A 20,687-nucleotide genomic window follows, 5' to 3' on the forward strand; every position below is an offset into this window, starting at 1 on the left:
GCCACGCCAGAAATTGTGGGGCGCCTTGAAGCTCTTCTCCCCCGCCAAGCGACTTTCGCAGCCGGCAGCGAGGTTATGCTTCATGCTGATGTTTGTCGATGATCCGACGGGCAAATTGATGCAGTTGCGGTTCGTGCACCCGGAAAGCGCCTCAACAATTTCGAGGCGCTGGGGCTTTATCCGAAACATCACGGTGCGCCGGTTGCCTTCTTCAAGAAAATCCGCCAGCTATTCAAATCATGAGCTGGTTTTTAGGTAACAACGGCCACCAAATGCGGCCTAAACGCTTGACCAAGTAAGTCATGCGCGCCGCAATTCTGCAAACGTGGAGCGTGGCCTGCACCACGTGCCGATTTTGCTCGTTTTCATTTTACTAAGGGTTGCGCTGTACCGATTGTTTGGAGCACGAAGCTTTTTGCATGTCTTACCCGTTGATTTTTACGAAGACCTTCGTATATTGAAGGTGAAATGGCTTTTAAGGGCGTCAGGTATCGCGTCATCAAGGCACTGAAGGAGGGTACTTATCAGCATTCGGCTCGTGGGAGCATTGAGGACAAGAATGCTTTGATGACTGGCGACATTTCCCCCAAGCAACTGATAAAGATCATCGATAGGTGCAATGGCAAGCATCATGAGAGTTCTGAACACCATGAGTTCAAGGGCGTTGAAGTCCACATCCTCAAGCGAGATGGCTGGTACTAAAGTTCTATTTCGTTGACCCTGACACGGTCTTCAGAAGTGTACATCCATCAAGGTAGGCGAAGATGAAAATCTGGTATGCTGGAGATAAGAGCAAGGCGCTCTGCGAAAATTGCCGGAAGGTCGTTGCGACAACTTTCGATTACCACGACGTGCCTTTCGAAAGCGGGATTGGGGTGGCAAAGCAGATCATGGCGGCTACCTGCGACGAGTGTGGAACCGTTGTGGCTATCCCGCCGCAGTCGACGCCAGCCATCCGTGTTGCTCGCGAGATTGCCTCTAGGCCCTTGGAAGTGATGATGGCCGCGCCGTTCCTGGATACGTTGGACCTGGCGGCCTATCGCATTGATCCTTCTGCTGGCGTACTCCTGCGGAAAACACTGATCGCCTACTTCGTGCACAGGTCTCTAAGTGATGATTCGCTGGTCGAGCGACTTCGCACAAACGCGGCGGTTCATCGAGCGAAGTGGAAAAGCTGGCACGATGCCCCGACAAAACGTCTTTCGATGAAAGTGACGCCCCGCGTTGGCGACGAATTTGACGAACTCATCAAGAAAAGCGCGTTGAATAAGACAACATTGGTCAAATCCATCGTGATGGATATTGGCTCTGAAATCGTTGAACCTGAAGAGCCGCAGATGATGCCCGAACTGCGTCGGATGGCTGCGGCGCTCGCCGCCTGAAGGCGAGCCGGTTAACCATCAGATCGACTCCTAACTCGTACGCTACACTCATTCGAGGCTCCGTTTTTCAACGGAACCAGGGCAGTCGGAATGCCATTTCAGGTCTGGTGGTTTTTGCTACCTAACCACTCGCAGGGTCGAGGCCCCGCCTGCGGCGGATAGAAACGGCCGGGTTTTTGAATGTCACCACAGTCTTGGAGCGAGGTGTCTTTTACCTCTGACCTCAAAGCCTCGTTATTTCCGGTCTGGGTGTTCCCTGCCACTCGAGCCGCCATATTGCCCCTTGCCGCAGGTTTTGGACGAGCGAGGGGTGAAAAGCTACCAGGCAGGTGCCTCCTATCGATCTGGCCGAAGGATAGATCAGCCCCGGGCTGTCCTTTTCCTTACGAAGCCACTTCGCAAGAGCTTGCCCTGCTGGGTAGGCGATCATGGGCTCCGAGCTCAGGCTAGGGTCCGTTGCGAAATCCGTGCCTCGCAGGTCGTGAAATTGACCCACGAAGTCGGCGATCAATTCCGCGTAGTCCGTCACGTTCTCGAAACGGTTGATCGCTTCAAGTTCGCGCGTCAGATGAAACGACACTTCAGCCAAGGCAGTCTTGGCTTGGAAGGCGCAATACCAGGCGCCGCGTTCATCGTCATTGAACCGGTTGCCGCCCGGGCGGGTGTAGGTGAACGCCGCGTTGATGAAAGTGTGACCTGGCCGGCCGAAGACGAGCTCCTTGGGATCAAGATCCAAAAGCCCGCCTTGCTGGGCTTGAAGGCGGCCGCTGGTCGCTCCCTCTAGTTCGGCTAGATCCTCCAACGCGCCATGGCTCGGCACAAGAGCCAACAACACGGGTTCCTTGAGCCGTGCGGTAGATATAAGGCGGACAGTGTCGCGCTGAACGATATCTGCGCGGGCAGGCTCGATCAAAGGCCACCTCGCAACGCGTCAATATGGCGCCTTACGAGCAGGAGTTTCGGAATGCCACCTTCGATCATCACGTCAATCGGCCGCCGGCCTTCGAAAAGCGGTCCCTTATTGGCAAGCTTCACCCATTCATCGGCCAATGGTTCCGAGAACAAAAGCCGTAGGCCCTTGAAAATTCCGATTAGGGCGCTGACCCTTGTCAAACTGTCTTGGGAGAGGCTTCCCGTCCACTCTCCTTTTTTCATTCTGAACCACGTTCGTTCCGATACATCGCCCAGGAGGGCACATATCTCACCGCTGGTGAGGCGCCAAATCTCAGCCAACCGGACAACTCCAGACACAGCGGCTGGCGTCAGCCTTTCGCGCGCGTTTTCGTCGCCGAGATTAACAGGCGCCTGCGGTACTCCATTATCTCGAACTGCATGTGCTACGACCATGGCGGCCTCCATCTGACAGTAAATATACTGCCAAATGGCAGAACTTCAAGAGCGTGAGAGAAGATCCAGACTCAGCCACAGAGTGGAAGACTCGCCTAAAAGCCGATGACGAAGTTTGATCGACAACGGAAAGCGCATAGTCAAAAAAGCGCCTGCGAGCCTCGATCAAGGTGTGGGTTCGATGACTTTATGCAGAGCTGGGGTCATCTCTGGCGATTTCTTCGTGTCGCCGGCCAGATCGCCTTGCAAATTACCGAGCTCCGTCTCCCGCCCGCAGGTCGCGTGGCGTCGCCGCGTCTGGCGGCCGAGCGATCTGAATGCAGTGTGTAGATCGTCGATGAAGGTGAAGATGACCGGGATGACGATGAGGCTGAGAAGTGTCGAGATCATCACCCCGCCGATCACCACGATGGCCATCGGCTGCCGGAAACTCGAATCGCCGCCCGTCAGGCTGAGAGCGACCGGAAGCATGCCCGAGGCCATGGCAATGGTGGTCATGACGATCGGCCGCGCTCGCTTCTGGCAGGCATCGACGAGCGCATCGAACCGGGACATGCCTTGGCGACGTGACATGATCGCGTATTCGATAAGGAGGATGGAGTTCTTCGTTACTACGCCCATGAGCATGAGCAGCCCGATGACGGCCGGCATCGAGAAGCTCGTTCCAGTCATCACCAGCGGCACCAGTGCGCCGCCGAGCGAGAGCGGCAGGGCCATCAGCAGAGTGAGCGGCTGCAGGAAATCGTGGAACAGCAGGACGAGCACCGCATAGATGCAGAACACGCCGATTGCCATCGCGAGGGCGAAGCTCTGGAACAGCTCCGAACTGCGCTGAAGTTCGCCGTGTTCCACCAGGGTAACGCCCGGCGGCAGGTGCTGGAGCGCCGGCAGCGCCTTCGCCTCGCGGTTGACGTCGCCCAGAATGCGGCCATTGAGTTCAACGGAAATCGTGGCATTGCGCATGCGGTCGATGCGGTCGATCTCAGACGGGCTGCCGGCAATGCGGATATCGGCAATCGAACCGAGATCGACATTGCCGTTCGTTCCCGCCACCCGCATGTTCTTGATGTCGTCGAGCTTCGTGCGTGTGTCGGGGTTGAAGCGCACGACGATCGGGATCTGCCGCTGTGGCAGATTGAGCTTCGGAAGATCGGAGGAATATTCTCCGTTCGTCGCCACGCGCACTGCGCTCGCGATCGCATTCGACGTTATGCCGAGTGCTGCAGCGCGCGTAAAATCAGGCTTGATCTGGATCTCGGGGGCTTGCCTCGACGCAGTCGACGTCACTGCTCCAATGCCATGAAGCGTCCGAAGCTGCTCCTCGATCGCCGTGCTCGCGCTGTCGAGCGCACTGGCATCGTCGCTGGCCAGCGTGATCTCGAGCTTCGTGCCGTTGCCGATACCGACGGCGACCCGCACGCCAGGCAGGACGGAAAGCGCTTGGCGAATATCGTTTTCGATTTCCGACTGCTTGCGGTCGCGCTCGGAGATGGGCGTCAGCGTAACGACGATCGCGGCGGATCCGACACTGCTCATGGCGACCTTCGCACCGCCGTCCGAGGATGCCGAGCCGACAGCCGTAAAGACATGCGTCACGTCGGGGAGCTTACTGACGATATCTGCGGCCTTCCTGGTTGCGGCGTCGGTTTGTTCGACGGTGGCACCGGGCTGCAGGGTGAGCGTGATCTGCGTGCGTGCGTCGTCAGCAGCGGGCAGGTATCCCGTTCTTAAGAGGGGGATGATGGAAAGCGAAAGTGCGACGACGGCGGCGGTCGTCGCCACCGTGGTCTTCCTGTGTCTCAGAGCTGCCCTTACCATCGCAATATAGCCGCGCATGATGGGGCCATTTCTTGCCTCCGTCCGATGAACCTTCATGAAATAAGCTGCCATCATCGGGGTCAGCAGACGCGCGACTATCAGCGAGGCGAGGACCGCGACTGCTGCCGTGATGCCGAACTGACGGAACAGGAGGCCCGGTATGCCGCTCATGAACGCCGTCGGCAGGAAGACCGCCACCAGCGTGAAGGTAGTGGCGATGACGGCGAGCCCGAGCTCGTTGGCCGCTTCCAGCGCGGCATCGAGCGGCCGTTTGCCCATCTGCAGGTGGCGGGCGATGTTCTCGATCTCGACGATGGCATCGTCGACGAGGATTCCGACGACGAGCGACAGCGCCAGCATGGTGACGACGTTCAGGCTGAAACCAGCAAAATACATGACGAGGAAGGTCGGAATGACCGACAGAGGCAGCGCCACGGCCGAGAGGATCGTCGCGCGCCAGTCCCTGAGGAAGAGCCAGACGACGACGATCGCCAGGATCGCCCCTTCATACAGCATGTGCATCGAACCATGATAACTATCGAGAACTGCCCCGATCATGCTGTAGACTGGGTTGATCTGCACATTCGGATGCGCCCTTGCGAAGTTTTTCATTGCCGCGTCAACGTCAGCCGAGACACTGCTGTCGGAAAACCCGTTCGAACGCTTGATCTCGACCGCGATTATGGGTTTGCCGTCGAGATATGCCGTCGAGGATCGCTCGGCGAAGCTGTCCTTGACGGATGCGACGTCATCGAGGCGAACCTGCTGCCCGTTAGCGAGCGGAATTCGAAGCTCGCTCAGGGCCTCGACCGACGCTACGGCGCCGAGCGTGCGCAATGTCTGGCGTGTGCCGCCAACTTCTCCGAGGCCGCCGGACGTGTCAGCCTGCACGGCTTTGAGCTGCGAGGACACGGTGGCTGCCGTAACACCAAACGACGCCATCGTCGCCGGATCGAGGTCCACGTGAACCTCGCGGCTGACTCCGCCGATGCGGTCGACCTGCCCCACGCCCGGGACCGACAGGAGTGCTTTGGTCAGATCGTTGTCGACAAACCAGGACAGCTCAGTCTCGTCAAGATCGGCCGAGCGGACCGCAAAGGTGACCAATGCAGAGCTCTGTACGGTGGCCTTGGTAACGCTGGGCGTCTCCATCTGCGCCGGCAGGGCGGCCTTTACGCTATCGACGGCATTGCGGACTTCGTTCAGCGCCGCTTCGCTGTCCTTTTCCAGCTTGAAGGAGACCTTGATCGAGACGGTGCCGTCGGTGATCGTCGTGATGATGTGATCGAGGTGGCTGAGGGAGGTGAGACTGTCCTCGATTGTGCGGGCAACCTGCGTCTCAAGCTGCGTCGGTGCCGCGCCATCGAGCGTGGCGGTAATGCTGATGGTGGGCAGGTCCATGTCCGGAAAGTACTGGACCGCCAGCTGTTTGAAAGCCCAAAGCCCGCCAAATCCAAGCATCACAAACAGCAATATCCCCGGTATGGGGTTGCGGATCGACCACGCGGAGAAATTCATCAATGTGTCTCCGCAACCTTCACGAGGTCATTGTCCGACAGAAACGCTCCGCCCGCTGTGACGACTTTTGACGACCGGTCTATGCCGGCGACGATCTCGACTTCGCCATTGTTGCGGCGGCCCGTTTCTACCCGGATCCTTCGCACCCGTTGACCCTCGCCGGACGTGAAGACGTAGCTTATCCCGTCCCGGAACACGATCGCCGTTTCGGGAACTGTAAGCGCCGGAGTGGTCTGCAATTCGATGTTGCCCATGACGTAAAGGCCGATCCGCGGACGGATATCGGCGGGAAGCGCTACATAGACGACCGCCCGGCTGGTATCGGTGCTCACCGAAGGCCCAACCAGTCGGACCTTGCCTTCAATTTGGAGACCGTCGGGCCCGTTAATCGTCGCCTTCAGGCCTTCCGAAATCCTTGGAAGGTGGCGAGCCGACACTTCCGCCTGCCATTCGACCCGCTGCTGGCGAACCAAGCGAAATAGCTCGGTGCCGGTGGAAACGACCGCGCCGAGGTTAGCGGAACGCGACGTTATCAGACCGTCGTCCACGGCCGTAATCGTTGTCTGCGCAAGCTTGATCTTTGCACCGTCGAGCGCCGCCTCTTCGGATGCGAGGCTCGCAGTTGCGGTTTGCTCATCGGCAAAATATTCGGTGATTTTCTCAGCGGAGACAGCACCGGAAGACCGCAACTGCCGCGCCCGGTCTGCGTTGGCCGTGGCTTTGGCGAGATTTGCCTTGGCCGTCACGACTGCAGCTTCCTGTTTGCGAAACTCGGCCAGAACGCTGTCCTGCGATAGCCGCACCAGCGTCTGCCCCTTCTTCACCACAGATCCGACATCGACCAGAACGTCCGTGATGCGCAGGCCGCTCGTTTCCGAGGCGATGATTGCATCCTGCCATGGCTTCAGCCAGCCGCTCGCCGGAACGGTCTCCGGCCAATCCCTTTGCCCGGGTTGCGCCAGGGAGACGGTGAGCGCGGGTGCGCCGGCCTGTTCGGCCATGCCATTGCGGGAAGGAAACTGGAGTGCTGCACAGACAAGGACGGCGGCAAGTAGGATATACGGCTTTCTCAACTGGCAATTCCTCGCAGTTCACCGGCATCCGCGCGCAACTGTGGTGTTAAAAGTTGGAATGTCGGCCATGGTGCAAAGTAGAAAAGTCTGACGGCGTCGAAAGTGACAAAACTGAACTGTTTGAGCCATTTTTGCGGCACCACTGATTTCCGGCTATCGCGCCATTCCGGGCGGCAAATTCTCGTCGGCGACAGCGGTACAGATCGCCAATCAATTGCTGGATACAGCCGGGACCGACACACTCACCAGCTAGAACCCGACGACCTACGGCCGCGGCGAGGCTAGCCTTTCGAGGGCACTGGCACCCGATTGGATCAGCTAAAAAAACAGCCAAGGTTGCTTGCGAGGCGTTGAGTGCCATAAAATCGCCTCGCAAAGTTCGCCCGGGGTAATAGGGCCTATCTCGGCGACGTTTGCTGCATCTGCTCATCCGATCGCGCGGGCTGCTTCCTCAACGGCCCGGCCTACGCGCATGCGGATGGGCTCGGAAATCACCTCCCCGTCGGCGAAATCCTTACGGGTGGCATAGATTGCGGTCGGCATCGCAAGCGCTTCAAAGAAGCCGAACAGAGGGCGCAACTGATGCTCGACAACAAGCGAATGACGTTCGCCTCCGCCCGTTGCAGCGATGATGATCGGCTTGCCTCTCAGCGATGTTGGGTCGAGCAAATCGAAGTAATGCTTAAATAGGCCGGTGTAACTGCCCTTGTAGGTGGGTGAGCCTACGACCAGGGCATCGGCCTCGAGCATCTGGTCCACCACGCAGCGCGCGTCAGCGGTGAGGTCGTCTAACCGCCTGGCTTTCAACAGTGAAGGTCCAAGGTCGTTGACATCGAAGGACAGCGAAGACGCTCCCGTTTTGATTGCCAGTTGCGCAACGATATGGTCGACGAATGAGCGCGTCGTGGACGGACGTGTTATGTTCCCCGAAAAGCCTAGTATCTTCGTTTGCGGCATGTCGATCTCCCAAATGCTGAGCGGCTATAGCCATCTCACTCTGTCATTCGTCTCTTACGGAAATGGCCGCCTATTCGACGGTAACTGATTTCGCCAGGTTGCGCGGCTGATCGACGTCCGTGCCCACAAATACGGCCGTATGATAGGCGAGCAATTGAACCGGCAGCGAGAAGATCATCGGCGCAATGATCTCGTGCACATTCGGAAGAACGATTGTATGCATCGTGTCGAGCTTCAAGGCGGCAGCGCCCTTCTCGTCAGTGATCAAGATGATCCGTCCGCCGCGGGCCGCGACCTCCTGCATGTTTGAAACAGTCTTATCGAAAAAGCGGTCGTGCGGTGCAATCACGATAACCGGCATGTTCTCGTCGACGAGAGCAATCGGACCGTGTTTCAATTCGCCGGCAGCATACCCTTGCGCGTGGATATAGGAAGTCTCCTTCAGCTTCAGCGCGCCTTCCATGGCCAGGGGGAAGCTCGTGCCGCGGCCGAGATAAAGCACGGCGCGGCACTTTGCCAATTCACGCGACAGACGCTCGATCTTTGGTTGGATGCTGTCGAGCACTTGCGCCATGACGCGCGGCATCTCGGCAAGGCGTTCGACCAGTATCTGTTCCTCCTTCTCCGTGACGGCGCCACGCGCCCTGCCCGCAGCAACTGCGAGCGCTGCCAGGATGGCGAGTTGGCAGGTGAAGGCCTTTGTGGACGCGACGCCGATCTCCGGTCCGGCGAAGATCGGGAACACAGCGTCGGACTCCCGCGCTATCGTGGATTCGCGGGTGTTGACAACCGCACCGGTCTTCAACCCGTGCTCCTTGCAATAGCGTAGGCAAGCAAGCGTATCGGCTGTCTCGCCCGATTGTGAGATGAAGAGAGCAGCCGCTTGTGGCGAGAGCGGGATTTCGCGGTACCGGAATTCTGACGCAACGTCGATTTCGACCGGCAGACGCGCATAGCGCTCGAACCAGTACTTGCCGATCAGCCCGGCCAGATAGGCAGTGCCGCAGGCGGAGATCGCCAGGCTTTGAACGTTGGCGAAGGCGATGTCGCCCGAAACCTCGACCACGCGATTGTCGAGGAAGTTGATGTAGTGGCTCAGGGTATCGGAGATGGCCTCCGGCTGGTCGTAAATTTCCTTCTCCATGAAATGGCGATAGTTGCCTTTGTCGATCGGATGGGCCGCCGCCATCGAGACTTGCCGCGGTCGGGTCACGGACTTGCCGTCGATATCGAAGATATGCACGGCAGTCTTGCCGATGACCGCCCAATCGCCATCGATCAGGTAGGTGATCTCGTTGGTGAAGGGCGCCAGCGCAATCGCATCCGACCCAAGGAACATCTCGTCGACGCCGTGACCGATTGCGAGCGGCGGACCATTGCGCGCAGTCATGATGGTTGAAGGGTCGTCCTCGAAGAGCAGAGCCAGCGCATAAGCGCCCCTGACGCGCTTCAGCATCGCATGCACGGCCTCCCGCCGGCCCATGCCGCCCCGGCGAAATCTTGCCACGAGATGCGCGATGACCTCTGTGTCGGTGTCGGTTTGGAACTCGGCGCCGGCCGCGGTCAGTTCATCCTTCAATTCGGCAAAATTCTCGATGATCCCGTTGTGGACGACCGCGATGCCGTCTGTAAAATGCGGGTGGGCATTGCGCTCCGTCGGCGCGCCATGGGTTGCCCAGCGCGTATGGGCAATGCCGATTGTGCCCGCCAGAGGCTGTTCTTTCAGCTTGGCCTCGAGATTGACGAGCTTGCCCTCGCAGCGCCGGCGATGGAGCGCTCCACCGTCGATAGTCGCGACGCCTGCCGAATCGTAGCCACGATATTCAAGGCGCTTCAACGCGTCTACCAGCCGTTCCGAAACCGGCTGATGGCCGACAATACCCACAATCCCGCACATACCCTCTCCGCGCTTCTTCGCATGTCGGTCACGGCGCTCACATACTCCGTCAAGCTGGAGTGAGCGAAGCTACAATCACTCTCGGATCGCCATGACCGGCGATCATTCCTTCAACGCGCTGGCAAAATCCATGGCAAGAATTGTCGTGGTGCCACGCTTGATTTCGGTCAAATTCAGCGTTTTCTAATGGCACTCGGCCGATTGGAAAAATTGATTTTTTGGATCATACCTATCCACGCCATGGATTGGCCGCGCGAGTTTCCGCGGTTTGGACCCATGTTGAAATTCGGCTTGCGGAACACGCAGGACGATCCGGCGCATCATCTGGCCGCAGCAATTTCACTCAGAAGGCGTCCTTTGCAGGTGCAGCCAGCGACGGCTCCAGGTTTCTTTCCCTGAGAACACAGGTCTTTGCCGGGATGCCGGGGCCGCCGCCTTAGACAAAACCAGTCAGGTTCTTGGGTTCGAATTTAACGATTGTCTGCCAAATCGCACTCAGCGCCAGCTTTCCTTCACCCTCGATCTCCACCGTTGCTTCATCGGTGACCATCAGCATGCCGGCGCCGCGGAGGCGCGCCTCGGCTGTGGTGAAGCGACCGCGCACGCCTGCGGGCTCTTGACCGGTGCCATGAACCGCACCTTGTTGAAGCCGCAATTAATGCCCAGCGTCTACTCTCGGATTGCGAGGCGATTTGATGGCACTCAACGCCTCGCAGGTAACTTTGGCTCTTTGTTTACCTGATCCAATCGGGTGCCAGTGCCCTCGAAAGGCTAGCCTCGCCGCGGCCGTAGGTCGCCGCGTTATAGTTGACGAGTGTGTCAGTCCTGGCTGTATCCAGCAACTGATTGGCGATCTGTGTCGGCGTCGCCGACGGGAACTTGTTGCCAAGGATAGCGGAATAGCCCGAAATCACGGGTACCCCATGAGATGTTCCGAACAGTCCAGTTTTGTCGCCTTCGACACCAACCGTCAGGAACTGGTTCTGCACCTGCGGATTCGAACCGGCATAATTCGAATAGGAGGCCAACGATGCCTTATTCTCGGGAGTACCATTGTGGTCGAGCGCACCCACAAAGATTGTCGATGGCGTTCCAAACAGGCTGACGGCTAGATAATCAGCATCCCCTTTACTGTTCACGGTGCCCATTGGTATGCCATCGTTGCCGGCAGACTTTGCGACGACCGCATTGCCCACCCGAGCTGCATCGACAATCGATTGCTCAAGTGGAGACCGGCTCACTGGCTCCGGATAGCTGTAGCTCAAGTTGATGACATTGAGGCCGTCGTGCAGCGCGATCGGGGCCTCTTGGATGTATGCATTCCGGAACATGTTCGCACCAGGCGCCACCATGCCCGCTTCCTCAAAGACCCATTCGCCATGCCGCTGTCTTTGTGGGCCACGACCGAGATCGCCATCTACCATATCCGAGGATCTGAAATCATCCACGATCGTTATCGATACGCCTGAACCTGTATAGCCTGACGCCCAGGCTTGCCCAATATCCGGACTCATCCAGCAAAAGGTGTTGTCGGCATTTTGTGCGCACGCCGAGGCGCTGCCTTCCATGGTTGGTGTGTCGGCCTTTCCTTTGACATGGGCGCCAAGCTCGCCGGCAAAACCTGTTGCTGCCAGCAGGCACATAACGAGACCGCTAAGGAACGCTATAGGGAATAATAGTGATTTCTGCATACTAACCTCCTGTCTGCATTGTTCTTCGTTACCAAATCTGCCGCCCACACCTTTCATCATCGCTAGAACTGACCTCTGAACCAGAGACTGAGTTTCAGTCGGCTCGGATGGAGTTTCACCAAATGTTTTAGGGTGTCCGCTACCGGTAGTTCGGAAGCCGCCAAGCGGCAATTTACCTTTTGAACGCCGCCAAGTCGGTAGCTGGCGGTACACGGTTGTTCCGTCAGGTCACCACCCAAGATCGAATTGGCCGTGAAAGTAAGCGTCGTGGAGGGCGTCGGCCGCTTTTGTACAATGAAGCCGAGTTGCACATCTGGGTCGATTCGGACCTTTTCGGCACGCTGACCTGTGCTTGCGCCCCACAGCAGACCGAAATCGTCGGACAGCTGGGTCAACATTTCGAATTGCATGTCGACCCAGTTGCTATGGTACATCTTGCTTAACGGCACCCATGTGCCATTCGTCAGCTCGTATCCGCCGCGTTCAAGACGACGGGCGATGGTGGTTAGGTCTGACCCCCGGTTGATACCGACGAGGCTGGTCTCTTGTCCATTGGCAGTCATTGCGAAAAATGCCATCGCCAGAAGTGCCAAACCTGCCCACAACACATATTTTGGGCACCGTGAATTCATCGCACAACCGATTGGCGCACTATTGTTGGAGGGCACTTCTTGGGCAAACACCCGATGGCAATAACCGCGAAAGCATGGGCGACAACGGACAACGCAATCATTCTCAGCAATATCACTTATCTCCAGTCGTTCCGTCTCATTGAGACATTTCTCGGCTCTTTCCGAGTAAACAGCTCTCGCTGCATCTCGGTGACTGGCATCAAAATTCATGCCAACTTTAACGCAAGATTGGTCAGGAAGCGTCTGCCTTTGCTTTCATTAGCTTAGAAAAGAAGGGCAAGGAGTTCGCCAAACGAAGCTCTGTCGAGAAATCGACAAAGCCGACACAATTGGAATGGTTTTGATGATACTGAGCGCGAGCGAACCTATTGTGTGCACGTCCGTCAACGGCTTTTTCATTGATTCCCTCCCGCAAGATGGGTGACAAAAATGCGCGAATCTGTTTCTCCCTAGGCCGTCGTATTGCGGAAGATGCTAATATGAATGTTATAGACAACGATGTACGTTTGCTCGCTGTTATGCGGCGCTATTTTAGCGTGAAGAAAGAGCTTGCCGATTTGAAATCGTCGCTCGAAGAAAAGCGCAAAGCGGCAGGAATTGCGGTCGGAGAGTTTTACCACGTCTGCGCTGAAAGCGAGCATGCAAACGATGTGAGTCGAACGGTTAGGCTGAGACGGGAGATGGATTTTCTGATGAGCCTCGCCGAAAGCTGGGCAAGGGGAGACATCATTAATCTCGACACATCAGCCAACTGATCCCGCGAGTACGCGAGTACGCGAGTACGCGAGTACGCGAGTATTGCGGTTGCAGCGCTATTTGGCAACCAAGCCAAGGGAAAATGGATCGGCTACTCGATTCATCGCCTGTAAAATGGCCCGGGAATGCAATAGCATCATAATGATGCCGGCTCGACCCAGGACCCACTTGCCCGGCCCATTGTGCTGAGCCTTCCTCTTCGTGCGGGATTGCAACCCTCATGTCTTTAGATCCCCACTAGAAGAAGACATCAGCTCTAAATTGAATGTTTTTGCCCGGCTGGCCCTCCGTTCGTGTCGCTTCGCTAGCGGACCGGAGGTATGGCACGGGTTATCGGCGAGAACGCTCGGCTACGCCCGATTTCGATCGGTAATCACGCAACAAGAGCTTGTACCGTTACCCAACAAAAACGGATGTCATATCTGCTCGATGCGATACACGTCATAGGCGCATATCTACGGTCATTTTTAAACATCTTATCGGTGTGTGAAACAACATTTCCGCCGCTTTTTATTCCGCAGTGTGGGGCGTCATCGGATGAGATCAATAGGCGGGATACGCATATGGGCCAGGCGGCAATAATCTGCGGCTGGTCTTTTTCTTCGTATATCCCTATCCAGACCGCAGGAGCGGCGGTCACGCAACCGCCTGGGCTTCCCGTGATCTCCACCAGAGAGCCGCACATGAAGGCGGCCTCCTCCGACGCAAGAAACGCGACGAGGGCCGCCACCTCTTCCGGTTTCCCGATGCGCCCAAAGGGAACGAGCTTGTCGAGGTCAGCGATCGTCCGGCCGGAGCGCGTAACTCCGGCTTCGAGCATAGGCGTATGGATTTCTCCGGGGCAGACAGCGTTTACGCGCACCTTGTCGGGTGCGTAGTCCCTCGCAAGGTTCTGAGTGAACCCAGCTACCGCGGCCTTTGTGGTGTTGTAGGCAATGTGGTTCGGCGCGGGATGAAGGCCCCATTGCGATGCGGTATTCACGATCGCGCCGCCGCCAGCCTGTATCATGTGGGGAAGCGCTGCCCGGCACAAATGGAACATCGAATCCAGGTTGACAGTGAAGCTTGCCTTCCAATCCTCATCGGAGAGCGACAGCAGATTGCCGCGTCGATTGATCCCTGCGTTATTGACGAGGACGTCCAGTCGGCCTTTCAGCTCGAACGACTTCGCCACGAGCTCGAAACATTCCTCCTTCTTCGAGATGTCCGCCCCGATCGCAACCGCCGTTCCGCCCGCCGCGTCGATCTTGCTGGCGACGTGCGCCGCCGCCTCGACGTTAACGTCGGTCACGACAACGAGCGCGCCCTCGGATGCCAGCCTGCCCGCGATTGCCGATCCTATGCCGCCCCCTGCTCCCGTGACGACGGCGACCTTCCCTACAAACCTCTTCATCGAAATTTCCTCCTCGCTATCGAATGTAGCTTCCGCCGTTAATGTCGAGCGTCGCTCCGTTCAGTGACGCCTGACCGGGCCGCAGAACGAAGGCGACCAATTCCGCCACCTCTGCCGGTTCCGCCATCTCTCCGATCGGGATGTCCGCAACGGCTGCAGCCTTTCCGTGGACGGCGATGAACTCTTCGGCCATGTCGGTTCGGACCCAGCCAGGCGCGATGGCGACGGCCGTCACGCCGTCCTCGCCGAAGCTGCGGGCGATCGACTTGGTCAGATTGACGAGCGCCGCCTTGGTTGCCCCATAAGGCATCGCGTCAGCCGTATACCCTCGCTGACCCGCCCGGCTGGCCATATTGACGATCCGCCCGCCGCCATTCGCCTTGAAGTGCTGGATCGCTTCCTTGCAAAGATCAGCCGCGGCGAAGAAATTGATCTGGAATTCGCGCTGCCATGCGGCCTTCCAGTCAGACGCCGAGGCTTCGATTGAAATCTCCGTGCGGATGCCGGCATTGTTGACGAGGCCATGGACCCGACCGGTCGCCGCGACGGCCATCTCCCAAAGTTTGAACGGGCCCTCCGGCACCGACAGGTCGGCCTGGACGATCCAGCCATTGCCACCGACTTCCGCGAGGAGCGCTTCCGCGCTCGCCTGATCGCGGCCGTAGTGGATGACCGGTCGCGCGCCATCCTCCGCGAGCTGCCTCACGATCGCCGCGCCGATTCCACCGGACGCTCCCGTGACCAGAACGACCTGTCCTTCGAGGGTCTTCTTCATGCCATTACCTCATTTCAATAGGCTGACCTGCGGCCCCCAGGTGTCCGACAACGCGAATCCGTTTCTGAATGGATCGTCGTCGGCAACACGAAGCTCCGTACGGCCATAGACATAGCCACGACCAGTGATCCGTGGCAGCACCGCCTTGCGGCCTTCGACCTCGGTCTCGCCGATGGCTTCGACCCGGAACTCGCCGCCGATGATCGACCGCGACGTCCTCATGTCACCGACCGAAACCTGGCCCCGCGCATGGAGAGCCGCAAGATTGGCGGAGCTTCCCGTTCCGCAAGGCGAGCGGTCGACCCGGCCGGGCTGGAGCGTCGTGCAGGTCCGCACGGCCCCGTCCGGTTCCTCGTCGCGGAACATGACATAGGCTATCTCGTCGACGCCCGGCAGCGTCGGATGGGAGACCTTCACCTGTTCCGCCAGAAGGCGCTTCAGCTCGATTCCGGCCTCTGCCAGTTCGCGGGCGTTCTCCGGTGCGATTGTCAGTCCCACCTGCCTCACGTCGACAAGCGCATAGTAGACGCCGCCGAAAGCGATATCGACCTTGATCCGGCCCCAGGCTGGCGTATCAACCTCTTGCTCGAGAAGTTCGGCGAAGCTCGGAACATTGTCGAGGCTGACGCCGACACAGCGGCCGCTCTCGCAGCGGGCCCGTGCGACGATCAATCCTGCCGGCGTGTCCAGGCGGACCGTCGTCTCCGGTTCCACTATCGGAACGCGGCCGCTCTCCAGCAGAGCAGTCACGACGCAGATGCAGTTGCTCCCCGACATCGGATGCGCGCGGTCCGCCTGCAGCACAATGAAGCCGGCATCGGCGTCGGGACGTGTCGGGGCGACCAGAAGATTCACCGACATCGCGACGTTGGCCCGTGGCTCGAAAGTCACGAAGCGGCGCAGGCTGTCATCGACATTGTTGATGTGGTTCATCTTGTCGAGCATAGTCGTTCCGGGAATCTCCGGAGCGCCGCCTGTCAGAACATGGCCAAGCTCGCCCTCGCAATGCACCAGCAGTAGTTCCAGGCTATTTTCGGATCCCATCTCGATGGACCTCACTTGATGTACCAGCCCCAGGGCTTGTCGGTGGCGTATTTGGTGATCTGCTTGGTCTCCAGATAGTTTTCGAGACCCCAGCGGCCGAGTTCACGACCGATGCCTGATTCCTTGTAGCCGCCCCAGGGCGCTTCGGTGAACGTCGGCTGCGAGCAGTTGATCCAGACGATGCCTGCCCGGAAGGCGGCGGCGACGCGCTCGGCTCGGATGTCGTCCTTGGACATGACGGCCGCGGCCAGGCCAAAGCGGGAGTCGTTGGCGAGTTCAATCGCCTCTTCTTCCGTCTTGAACGGTTTGACGCAGACAACCGGGCCAAAAATCTCCTCAACCCAGGCGTCACTGTCGAGTGGAACGTCAGTCAATACTGTAGGCTGCAGGTAGTAGCCCTTCTCGAATCCTTCGGGACGCTGTCCGCCGCATGCGACCGTGGCGCCTGCTTTTCGTGCGGCCTCGATCGCGGCGACGACCTGTTCATGTTGTCGCTTGGAGACCAGAGGGCCGAGGAGAACGCCCTCGTCCAGACCGTTGCCAATCTTGATCTTGCTCGTCTTCTCGACCAGACGGGCAAGAAGGCGTTCGTAGATGGTTTCCTGCACGAGGACGCGTGACGTCGCCGAGCAAACCTGCCCCTGGTTCCAGAAGATGCCGAACATGATCCATTCGACTGCCTCGTCGATGTCGGCGTCTTCGAAGACGACGAACGGCGACTTGCCACCGAGTTCCAGGCTGACGCGCTTGATGTCGCGGGCGGCCGCAGCCATGATCTTCGAGCCGACCGGGCCGGAGCCGGTGAAGGCGAGCTTGTCGACGCCCTTGTGGTCGATGATCGCCTGGCCCGCAACCGAGCCGGAACCCGTAAGGATGTTCAGGACGCCTGCAGGAAGACCTGCCTCGTCTGCGACGGCTGCGAGTTCGAGGGCCGTCAGCGAAGTCAGTTCGGCTGGCTTGAGAACGACCGTGCAGCCGGCGGCAAGCGCCGGAGCGACCTTCCAGGCCGCCATCAGCAGCGGATAGTTCCACGGGATGATTGCGCCCGCGACGCCGACCGGTTCCTTGACAGCCTTGGACGTGAACCTGTCGTCCGGAAGAAGGATCGTCTCCTCCGGATTGTTGTCGAGCTGTTCGGCAAGGCCTGCGTAGTAGTCGAAGCAGCCTGCCGCATCCGAGATATCCCAGTCCGCCTCAGGGAATGGTTTGCCGTTGTCTAGAACTTCCAACCGGGCAATTTCCGACTGGCGGGCGCGGATTCCCTCGGCAATCGCGCGAAGGTATTTGGCGCGCTGAGCGCCCGTGAGCTTAGGCCAGCCATCCTTGTCGAAGGCACGGCGGGCGGCCTTGACGGCGATGTCGACGTCTTCGGCCGTCGCCGCTCCTATTGTCTGGATGACCTCCTCGGTTGCGGGATTGGTCACCGTGCAGGTGCCTCCCTTGACCGGCTTCATCCACTTGCCATCGATGTAGAGTTCGCTTTGCATCTTCATTCCCTTTTGCTGTCGTTGATCGCCCCGGGGCTTAGAATCGGTCTACGCGATAGGGTCTCATGTCGACGGGCGGCTTCCGGCCCGTAATAAGGTCGGCCATGAGACGGGCGGTGGTAGCGCCGTAGGTAAGTCCCAGGTGTCCGTGGCCCGTTGCATACCAGACGTTGCTGCGCTTGGCGGACTGCCCCATGACCGGAATGGTGTCCGGCATTGCCGGGCGGTGCCCCATCCATTCGGAGGCCCCCTCGACCTTGAGATCCGGTAGGGCTTCCTTGGCGCGCTTCACCAGAACCTTCGCACGACGGTAGTCTGGTGCGGCATCAAGGCCCGCCATTTCGACCGTGCCACCGACGCGGATGCCGCCTGCAGTCGGAGTGACCATGAAAGCGCGCGCTGGCCAGATGAGCGAGTGGCGCATCGAGACGCCGGGGGCCATGATCTGTGTGTGATAGCCACGCTCGGTCTCGAGCGGGATAGGTTCACCAAGCATGGCGGAGAGACGGCCAGTGAAGGCGCCCGCGGCAAGGACTGCGCCGCCCGCCTGAAGCTTCCGGCCATCGCGGAGGCAGATCGACTTGACCGCAGTGGCATCGTGCTCAAACCCGACAACGTCGCCGGTCTCCATCGTTCCGCCCAGTTGTTGAAACTTCTCAGCCAGCGCGAGGACCAGCTTGTAGGGATCTGAAACGGAGCGATTGTCCGGGAAGAGAACGGCCTTGCCAATCCTGGTGGTGATCGCGGGCTCCAGGTCGCGGATCGCGTTGCCACCAAGAACCTCGTACCGGAACCCGAAACGGTCGAGGATTTCAATGTGCTCGTGATCGGCCTTGAACTCAGCCTCGTCGGTGTAGAGGCTGAGACATCCTTCCGCCGACAACATGTGCTGCAGGCCGGTCTCCGCAAGCAACGCGTCGAGGTCTTCATAGACGCGGCTGCAGAGAATGGAGCCGGCCGCCTCGAGCTCGCGAAGCTTCGAAGGGCGACTTGCCGCGATGAAGCGCAGGAACCAGGGTATCAATCTTGGCATGTAGGACGGGCGGATGCGAACCGGCCCTTCCGGATCGAGCATCCATCCGGGCATCTGCGCCCAGATGCCCGGTCGCGAGGCCGGCATGAATTCGGTGACAGCGATGCTAGCCATGTTGCCGTAGGACGCGCCCTTGCCCGGGGCGCTCCGGTCGACGAGAACGACAGACTCGCCGCGGCGCTGTAGCTGGTATGCGATGGCGGTACCGATGATCCCGGCGCCGACTACGACGGTCTGTGCCACTTTGGTCCCTCAATGTTATGGCGGCGGCCGAGACGGAGGTTGTCCCGATCGCCGGTGCATCCTACCAATTGAGGATCGGCTGCATCGCAGCCCTGAATTCGGCCTTTTCTTCGGCGCTGAGCTCGCCGAGGGGCGCCCTGCAGTTGCCGACCGGCAGACCTTGGAGCTCGCAGCCGTACTTGACCTTCTGCACGAACTTGCCGCTCTCCAGGATGTTCATCGCGCGATAGAGAACGATCATCTTCTCGCGCGCGGCGTTTAGATCGCCTGAGCGGAAGGTGCGGTCGAGATCGACGCAGGCCTTCGCCATGCAGTTGGCCGGACCGCAGATCCACGCGTCGGCACCCCAGAACATGAAGTCGAGTGCGATATCATCCGAACCGGAGACGAGGGCGATGCGGCCCTTATACCGCGAGTGAATGTCGATCGCCCGCTGGAGGGAACCGGAGCTCTCCTTTATGCCGAGAACACGCGGATCGTCAGCAAGAGCATCCAGGATATCGAAACCGATCTCCACGCCATCCTTATAGGGATAGCTGTAGAGGATGAGATTGATGTCGGTCTCCCCGAGCACTCTTTGGAAATGAGCGAGGAGCTCCTCCTGGGTCGGGCGGGTGTAGAACGGTGTCGCGAGCAGAACGGTGTCGTAACCGATCTCCTTGGCCTGCAGCGTGTTCTCGATGACCTCGCGGGTCGCGGGAGCATTTGTACCAGCAATCAGGATTTCACCTTCATTAGCGAAGTCCTTGACGAACTTCAGCACTTCGAGGCGCTCGTCATTGGACAGCGCGGAGTATTCGCCCGTAGATCCCATCGGAACCCAGCCTGTGACCCCCGCTTCGCGCATGGCGGTAAGATGCTTCTCATAGGCCTTGAAATCGACCTTTCCGTTCGCGTCGAACGGGGTGATTAGCGCGGGCATGACGCCGGAAAGCTTCATTAGTTCATTCTCCTGTATCGATTGCTTAGATTGCGAGCTTCTCGAGGATCCGCCCTTCGACGAGCGTGACGGCGCGCGTCAGAGGGAAGGCGATCACGAAGTAGATCAGAGCGACGACAGTCAGCACTTCGACAGGCCGCGCGGTGTTGTTGGAGATGTTCTGTCCGACGAACATCAGGTCGGCCATGCCGACCGCTGAGACGAGCGCGCTCTCCTTAAACAGGCTGACGCAGTTGGAGAGCAAGGTCGGGATAGCTCGCAGCACCGCCTGCGGAAGAATCACGCTCGTAACCTGGACCCGGCGTGGAAGACCAAGCGCAACGCATGCGTCGAACTGCTCCGGCCCGATGGACTTGAGACTTGCCCGGAACGTCTCGCTGGTGATCGCTCCCATGTAGAGCGTCAATGCTATGACACCTGACATGAAGTTCGAAAGTTCGACACCAAGGATCAGTGGCAGGCAGAAGAAGATCCAGAAAAGCTGGATCAGGACCGGCGTTCCGCGGAAGAACTCCACATAGATGCTAGAGATGAAACGAAGCGTCGTGCTGCGAGAGGTTCTGGCGAGGCCTACGAAGAACCCCAGCGAGCAACCCAGCAGGATACAGACAGCGGTGAGCTCAAGTGTCGTCAGTAACCCTAGAAGAAGAGCATGTTCGAACCGTGCAAGGACGGAGAAATCGAGCGACATCACAGCCCTC

18 protein-coding genes and 2 pseudogenes are annotated in these 20,687 nt (G+C 59.0%); 4 read left to right on the forward strand and 16 right to left on the reverse strand.

Annotated elements, in window-relative coordinates; genetic code table 11:
* Positions 1 to 82 precede the first annotated feature (82 nt).
* The 3 genes from CCGE525_RS36265 (at position 83) to CCGE525_RS36275 (ending at position 1,382) form a co-directional block, all read left to right on the forward strand.
* A complete protein-coding gene (locus CCGE525_RS36265) occupies positions 83 to 259 on the forward strand; it encodes a hypothetical protein (RefSeq protein WP_425375937.1) in 177 nt (58 codons plus the stop codon).
* 209 nt (positions 260 to 468) lie between these two features.
* Positions 469 to 702: a hypothetical protein gene (locus CCGE525_RS36270; protein WP_245472417.1), complete on the forward strand. Its 234-nt coding sequence runs from the start codon at positions 469 to 471 to the stop codon at positions 700 to 702.
* Between the two features lie 62 nt (positions 703 to 764).
* Complete coding sequence (locus CCGE525_RS36275) at positions 765 to 1,382, forward strand: hypothetical protein (RefSeq protein ID WP_120709090.1); 618 nt, start codon at positions 765 to 767, stop codon at positions 1,380 to 1,382.
* Between the two features lie 223 nt (positions 1,383 to 1,605).
* On the opposite strand, the gene CCGE525_RS36280 is transcribed toward CCGE525_RS36275, so the two are convergent.
* The 9 genes and pseudogenes from CCGE525_RS36280 to CCGE525_RS36320 form a co-directional block, all read right to left on the reverse strand.
* Positions 1,606 to 2,214, reverse strand: a complete 609-nt coding sequence (locus CCGE525_RS36280) for an RES family NAD+ phosphorylase (protein WP_425375938.1) — start codon at positions 2,212 to 2,214, stop codon at positions 1,606 to 1,608.
* Between the two features lie 77 nt (positions 2,215 to 2,291).
* Positions 2,292 to 2,729: an antitoxin Xre/MbcA/ParS toxin-binding domain-containing protein gene (locus CCGE525_RS38670; RefSeq protein ID WP_245472420.1), complete on the reverse strand. Its 438-nt coding sequence runs from the start codon at positions 2,727 to 2,729 to the stop codon at positions 2,292 to 2,294.
* Between the two features lie 165 nt (positions 2,730 to 2,894).
* Positions 2,895 to 6,065, reverse strand: a complete 3,171-nt coding sequence (locus CCGE525_RS36290; RefSeq protein ID WP_120709092.1) for an efflux RND transporter permease subunit — start codon at positions 6,063 to 6,065, stop codon at positions 2,895 to 2,897.
* A complete protein-coding gene (locus CCGE525_RS36295) occupies positions 6,065 to 7,138 on the reverse strand; it encodes an efflux RND transporter periplasmic adaptor subunit (RefSeq protein ID WP_120709093.1) in 1,074 nt (357 codons plus the stop codon). Before CCGE525_RS36295 ends, CCGE525_RS36290 begins: the two co-directional genes overlap by 1 nt.
* A 426-nt stretch (positions 7,139 to 7,564) precedes the next feature.
* Positions 7,565 to 8,095 carry an FMN reductase gene (gene msuE, locus CCGE525_RS36300; protein WP_120709094.1) on the reverse strand — a complete coding sequence of 177 codons (531 nt, stop codon included), beginning with the start codon at positions 8,093 to 8,095 and terminating at the stop codon, positions 7,565 to 7,567.
* A 70-nt stretch (positions 8,096 to 8,165) separates the two neighbouring features.
* Positions 8,166 to 9,992, reverse strand: a complete 1,827-nt coding sequence (gene glmS / locus CCGE525_RS36305; RefSeq protein ID WP_120709095.1) for a glutamine--fructose-6-phosphate transaminase (isomerizing) — start codon at positions 9,990 to 9,992, stop codon at positions 8,166 to 8,168.
* Positions 9,993 to 10,428: 436 nt separating this feature from the next.
* Positions 10,429 to 10,661, reverse strand: a pseudogene (locus tag CCGE525_RS36310) (hotdog family protein); the annotation flags it as partial.
* Positions 10,662 to 10,726: 65 nt separating this feature from the next.
* Entirely contained in the window at positions 10,727 to 11,683 is a 957-nt protein-coding gene (locus tag CCGE525_RS38675) for a S8/S53 family peptidase (protein WP_162950437.1), read from the reverse strand.
* Positions 11,684 to 11,745: 62 nt separating this feature from the next.
* On the reverse strand, positions 11,746 to 12,525 hold the full coding sequence (locus CCGE525_RS36320; RefSeq protein ID WP_245472423.1) for a hypothetical protein: 780 nt from the start codon (positions 12,523 to 12,525) through the stop codon (positions 11,746 to 11,748).
* Between the two features lie 269 nt (positions 12,526 to 12,794).
* Between CCGE525_RS36320 and CCGE525_RS36330 the strand changes: the two genes are divergently transcribed.
* Positions 12,795 to 13,070, forward strand: a complete 276-nt coding sequence (locus tag CCGE525_RS36330; protein WP_120709098.1) for a hypothetical protein — start codon at positions 12,795 to 12,797, stop codon at positions 13,068 to 13,070.
* A gap of 637 nt (positions 13,071 to 13,707) precedes the next feature.
* Here CCGE525_RS36330 and CCGE525_RS36335 read toward each other — a convergent pair.
* The 7 genes and pseudogenes from CCGE525_RS36335 to CCGE525_RS36365 all read right to left on the reverse strand — a co-directional run bounded on the left by CCGE525_RS36335 (position 13,708) and on the right by CCGE525_RS36365 (position 20,677).
* A pseudogene (locus CCGE525_RS36335) lies at positions 13,708 to 14,464 on the reverse strand (SDR family NAD(P)-dependent oxidoreductase).
* A gap of 16 nt (positions 14,465 to 14,480) precedes the next feature.
* Entirely contained in the window at positions 14,481 to 15,239 is a 759-nt protein-coding gene (locus CCGE525_RS36340) for an SDR family NAD(P)-dependent oxidoreductase (protein WP_120709099.1), read from the reverse strand.
* Positions 15,240 to 15,248: 9 nt separating this feature from the next.
* A complete protein-coding gene (locus tag CCGE525_RS36345; protein ID WP_120709100.1) occupies positions 15,249 to 16,283 on the reverse strand; it encodes a proline racemase family protein in 1,035 nt (344 codons plus the stop codon).
* An 11-nt stretch (positions 16,284 to 16,294) separates the two neighbouring features.
* On the reverse strand, positions 16,295 to 17,770 hold the full coding sequence (locus CCGE525_RS36350; RefSeq protein ID WP_120709208.1) for an aldehyde dehydrogenase family protein: 1,476 nt from the start codon (positions 17,768 to 17,770) through the stop codon (positions 16,295 to 16,297).
* 37 nt (positions 17,771 to 17,807) lie between these two features.
* The gene (locus CCGE525_RS36355) at positions 17,808 to 19,046 is read right to left on the reverse strand and encodes an NAD(P)/FAD-dependent oxidoreductase (RefSeq protein ID WP_120709101.1); all 1,239 of its coding nucleotides are present in this window, start codon (positions 19,044 to 19,046) and stop codon (positions 17,808 to 17,810) included.
* Between the two features lie 61 nt (positions 19,047 to 19,107).
* Positions 19,108 to 19,986: a 4-hydroxy-tetrahydrodipicolinate synthase gene (dapA, locus tag CCGE525_RS36360; RefSeq protein ID WP_120709102.1), complete on the reverse strand. Its 879-nt coding sequence runs from the start codon at positions 19,984 to 19,986 to the stop codon at positions 19,108 to 19,110.
* 25 nt (positions 19,987 to 20,011) lie between these two features.
* Entirely contained in the window at positions 20,012 to 20,677 is a 666-nt protein-coding gene (locus CCGE525_RS36365) for an amino acid ABC transporter permease (protein ID WP_120709103.1), read from the reverse strand.
* Positions 20,678 to 20,687: the final 10 nt, after the last annotated feature.

This window comes from Rhizobium jaguaris (genome assembly GCF_003627755.1).
GTDB classification, from domain to species: domain Bacteria; phylum Pseudomonadota; class Alphaproteobacteria; order Rhizobiales; family Rhizobiaceae; genus Rhizobium; species Rhizobium jaguaris.

Bases quoted from the DNA above. Each gene is read 5' to 3' on its own strand.
- CCGE525_RS36265 (WP_425375937.1), top strand. From the start codon at position 83: ATGCTGATGTTTGTCGATGATCCGACGGGCAAATTGATGCAGTTGCGG.
- CCGE525_RS36270 (WP_245472417.1), top strand. From the start codon at position 469: ATGGCTTTTAAGGGCGTCAGGTATCGCGTCATCAAGGCACTGAAGGAG.
- CCGE525_RS36275 (WP_120709090.1), top strand. From the start codon at position 765: ATGAAAATCTGGTATGCTGGAGATAAGAGCAAGGCGCTCTGCGAAAAT.
- CCGE525_RS38670 (WP_245472420.1), bottom strand. From the start codon at position 2,729: ATGGTCGTAGCACATGCAGTTCGAGATAATGGAGTACCGCAGGCGCCT.
- CCGE525_RS36290 (WP_120709092.1), bottom strand. From the start codon at position 6,065: ATGAATTTCTCCGCGTGGTCGATCCGCAACCCCATACCGGGGATATTG.
- msuE (WP_120709094.1), bottom strand. From the start codon at position 8,095: ATGCCGCAAACGAAGATACTAGGCTTTTCGGGGAACATAACACGTCCG.
- glmS (WP_120709095.1), bottom strand. From the start codon at position 9,992: ATGTGCGGGATTGTGGGTATTGTCGGCCATCAGCCGGTTTCGGAACGG.
- CCGE525_RS38675 (WP_162950437.1), bottom strand. From the start codon at position 11,683: ATGCAGAAATCACTATTATTCCCTATAGCGTTCCTTAGCGGTCTCGTT.
- CCGE525_RS36320 (WP_245472423.1), bottom strand. From the start codon at position 12,525: ATGAATTTTGATGCCAGTCACCGAGATGCAGCGAGAGCTGTTTACTCG.
- CCGE525_RS36330 (WP_120709098.1), top strand. From the start codon at position 12,795: ATGAATGTTATAGACAACGATGTACGTTTGCTCGCTGTTATGCGGCGC.
- CCGE525_RS36340 (WP_120709099.1), bottom strand. From the start codon at position 15,239: ATGAAGAAGACCCTCGAAGGACAGGTCGTTCTGGTCACGGGAGCGTCC.
- CCGE525_RS36345 (WP_120709100.1), bottom strand. From the start codon at position 16,283: ATGGGATCCGAAAATAGCCTGGAACTACTGCTGGTGCATTGCGAGGGC.
- CCGE525_RS36350 (WP_120709208.1), bottom strand. From the start codon at position 17,770: ATGCAAAGCGAACTCTACATCGATGGCAAGTGGATGAAGCCGGTCAAG.
- dapA (WP_120709102.1), bottom strand. From the start codon at position 19,986: ATGAAGCTTTCCGGCGTCATGCCCGCGCTAATCACCCCGTTCGACGCG.
- CCGE525_RS36365 (WP_120709103.1), bottom strand. From the start codon at position 20,677: ATGTCGCTCGATTTCTCCGTCCTTGCACGGTTCGAACATGCTCTTCTT.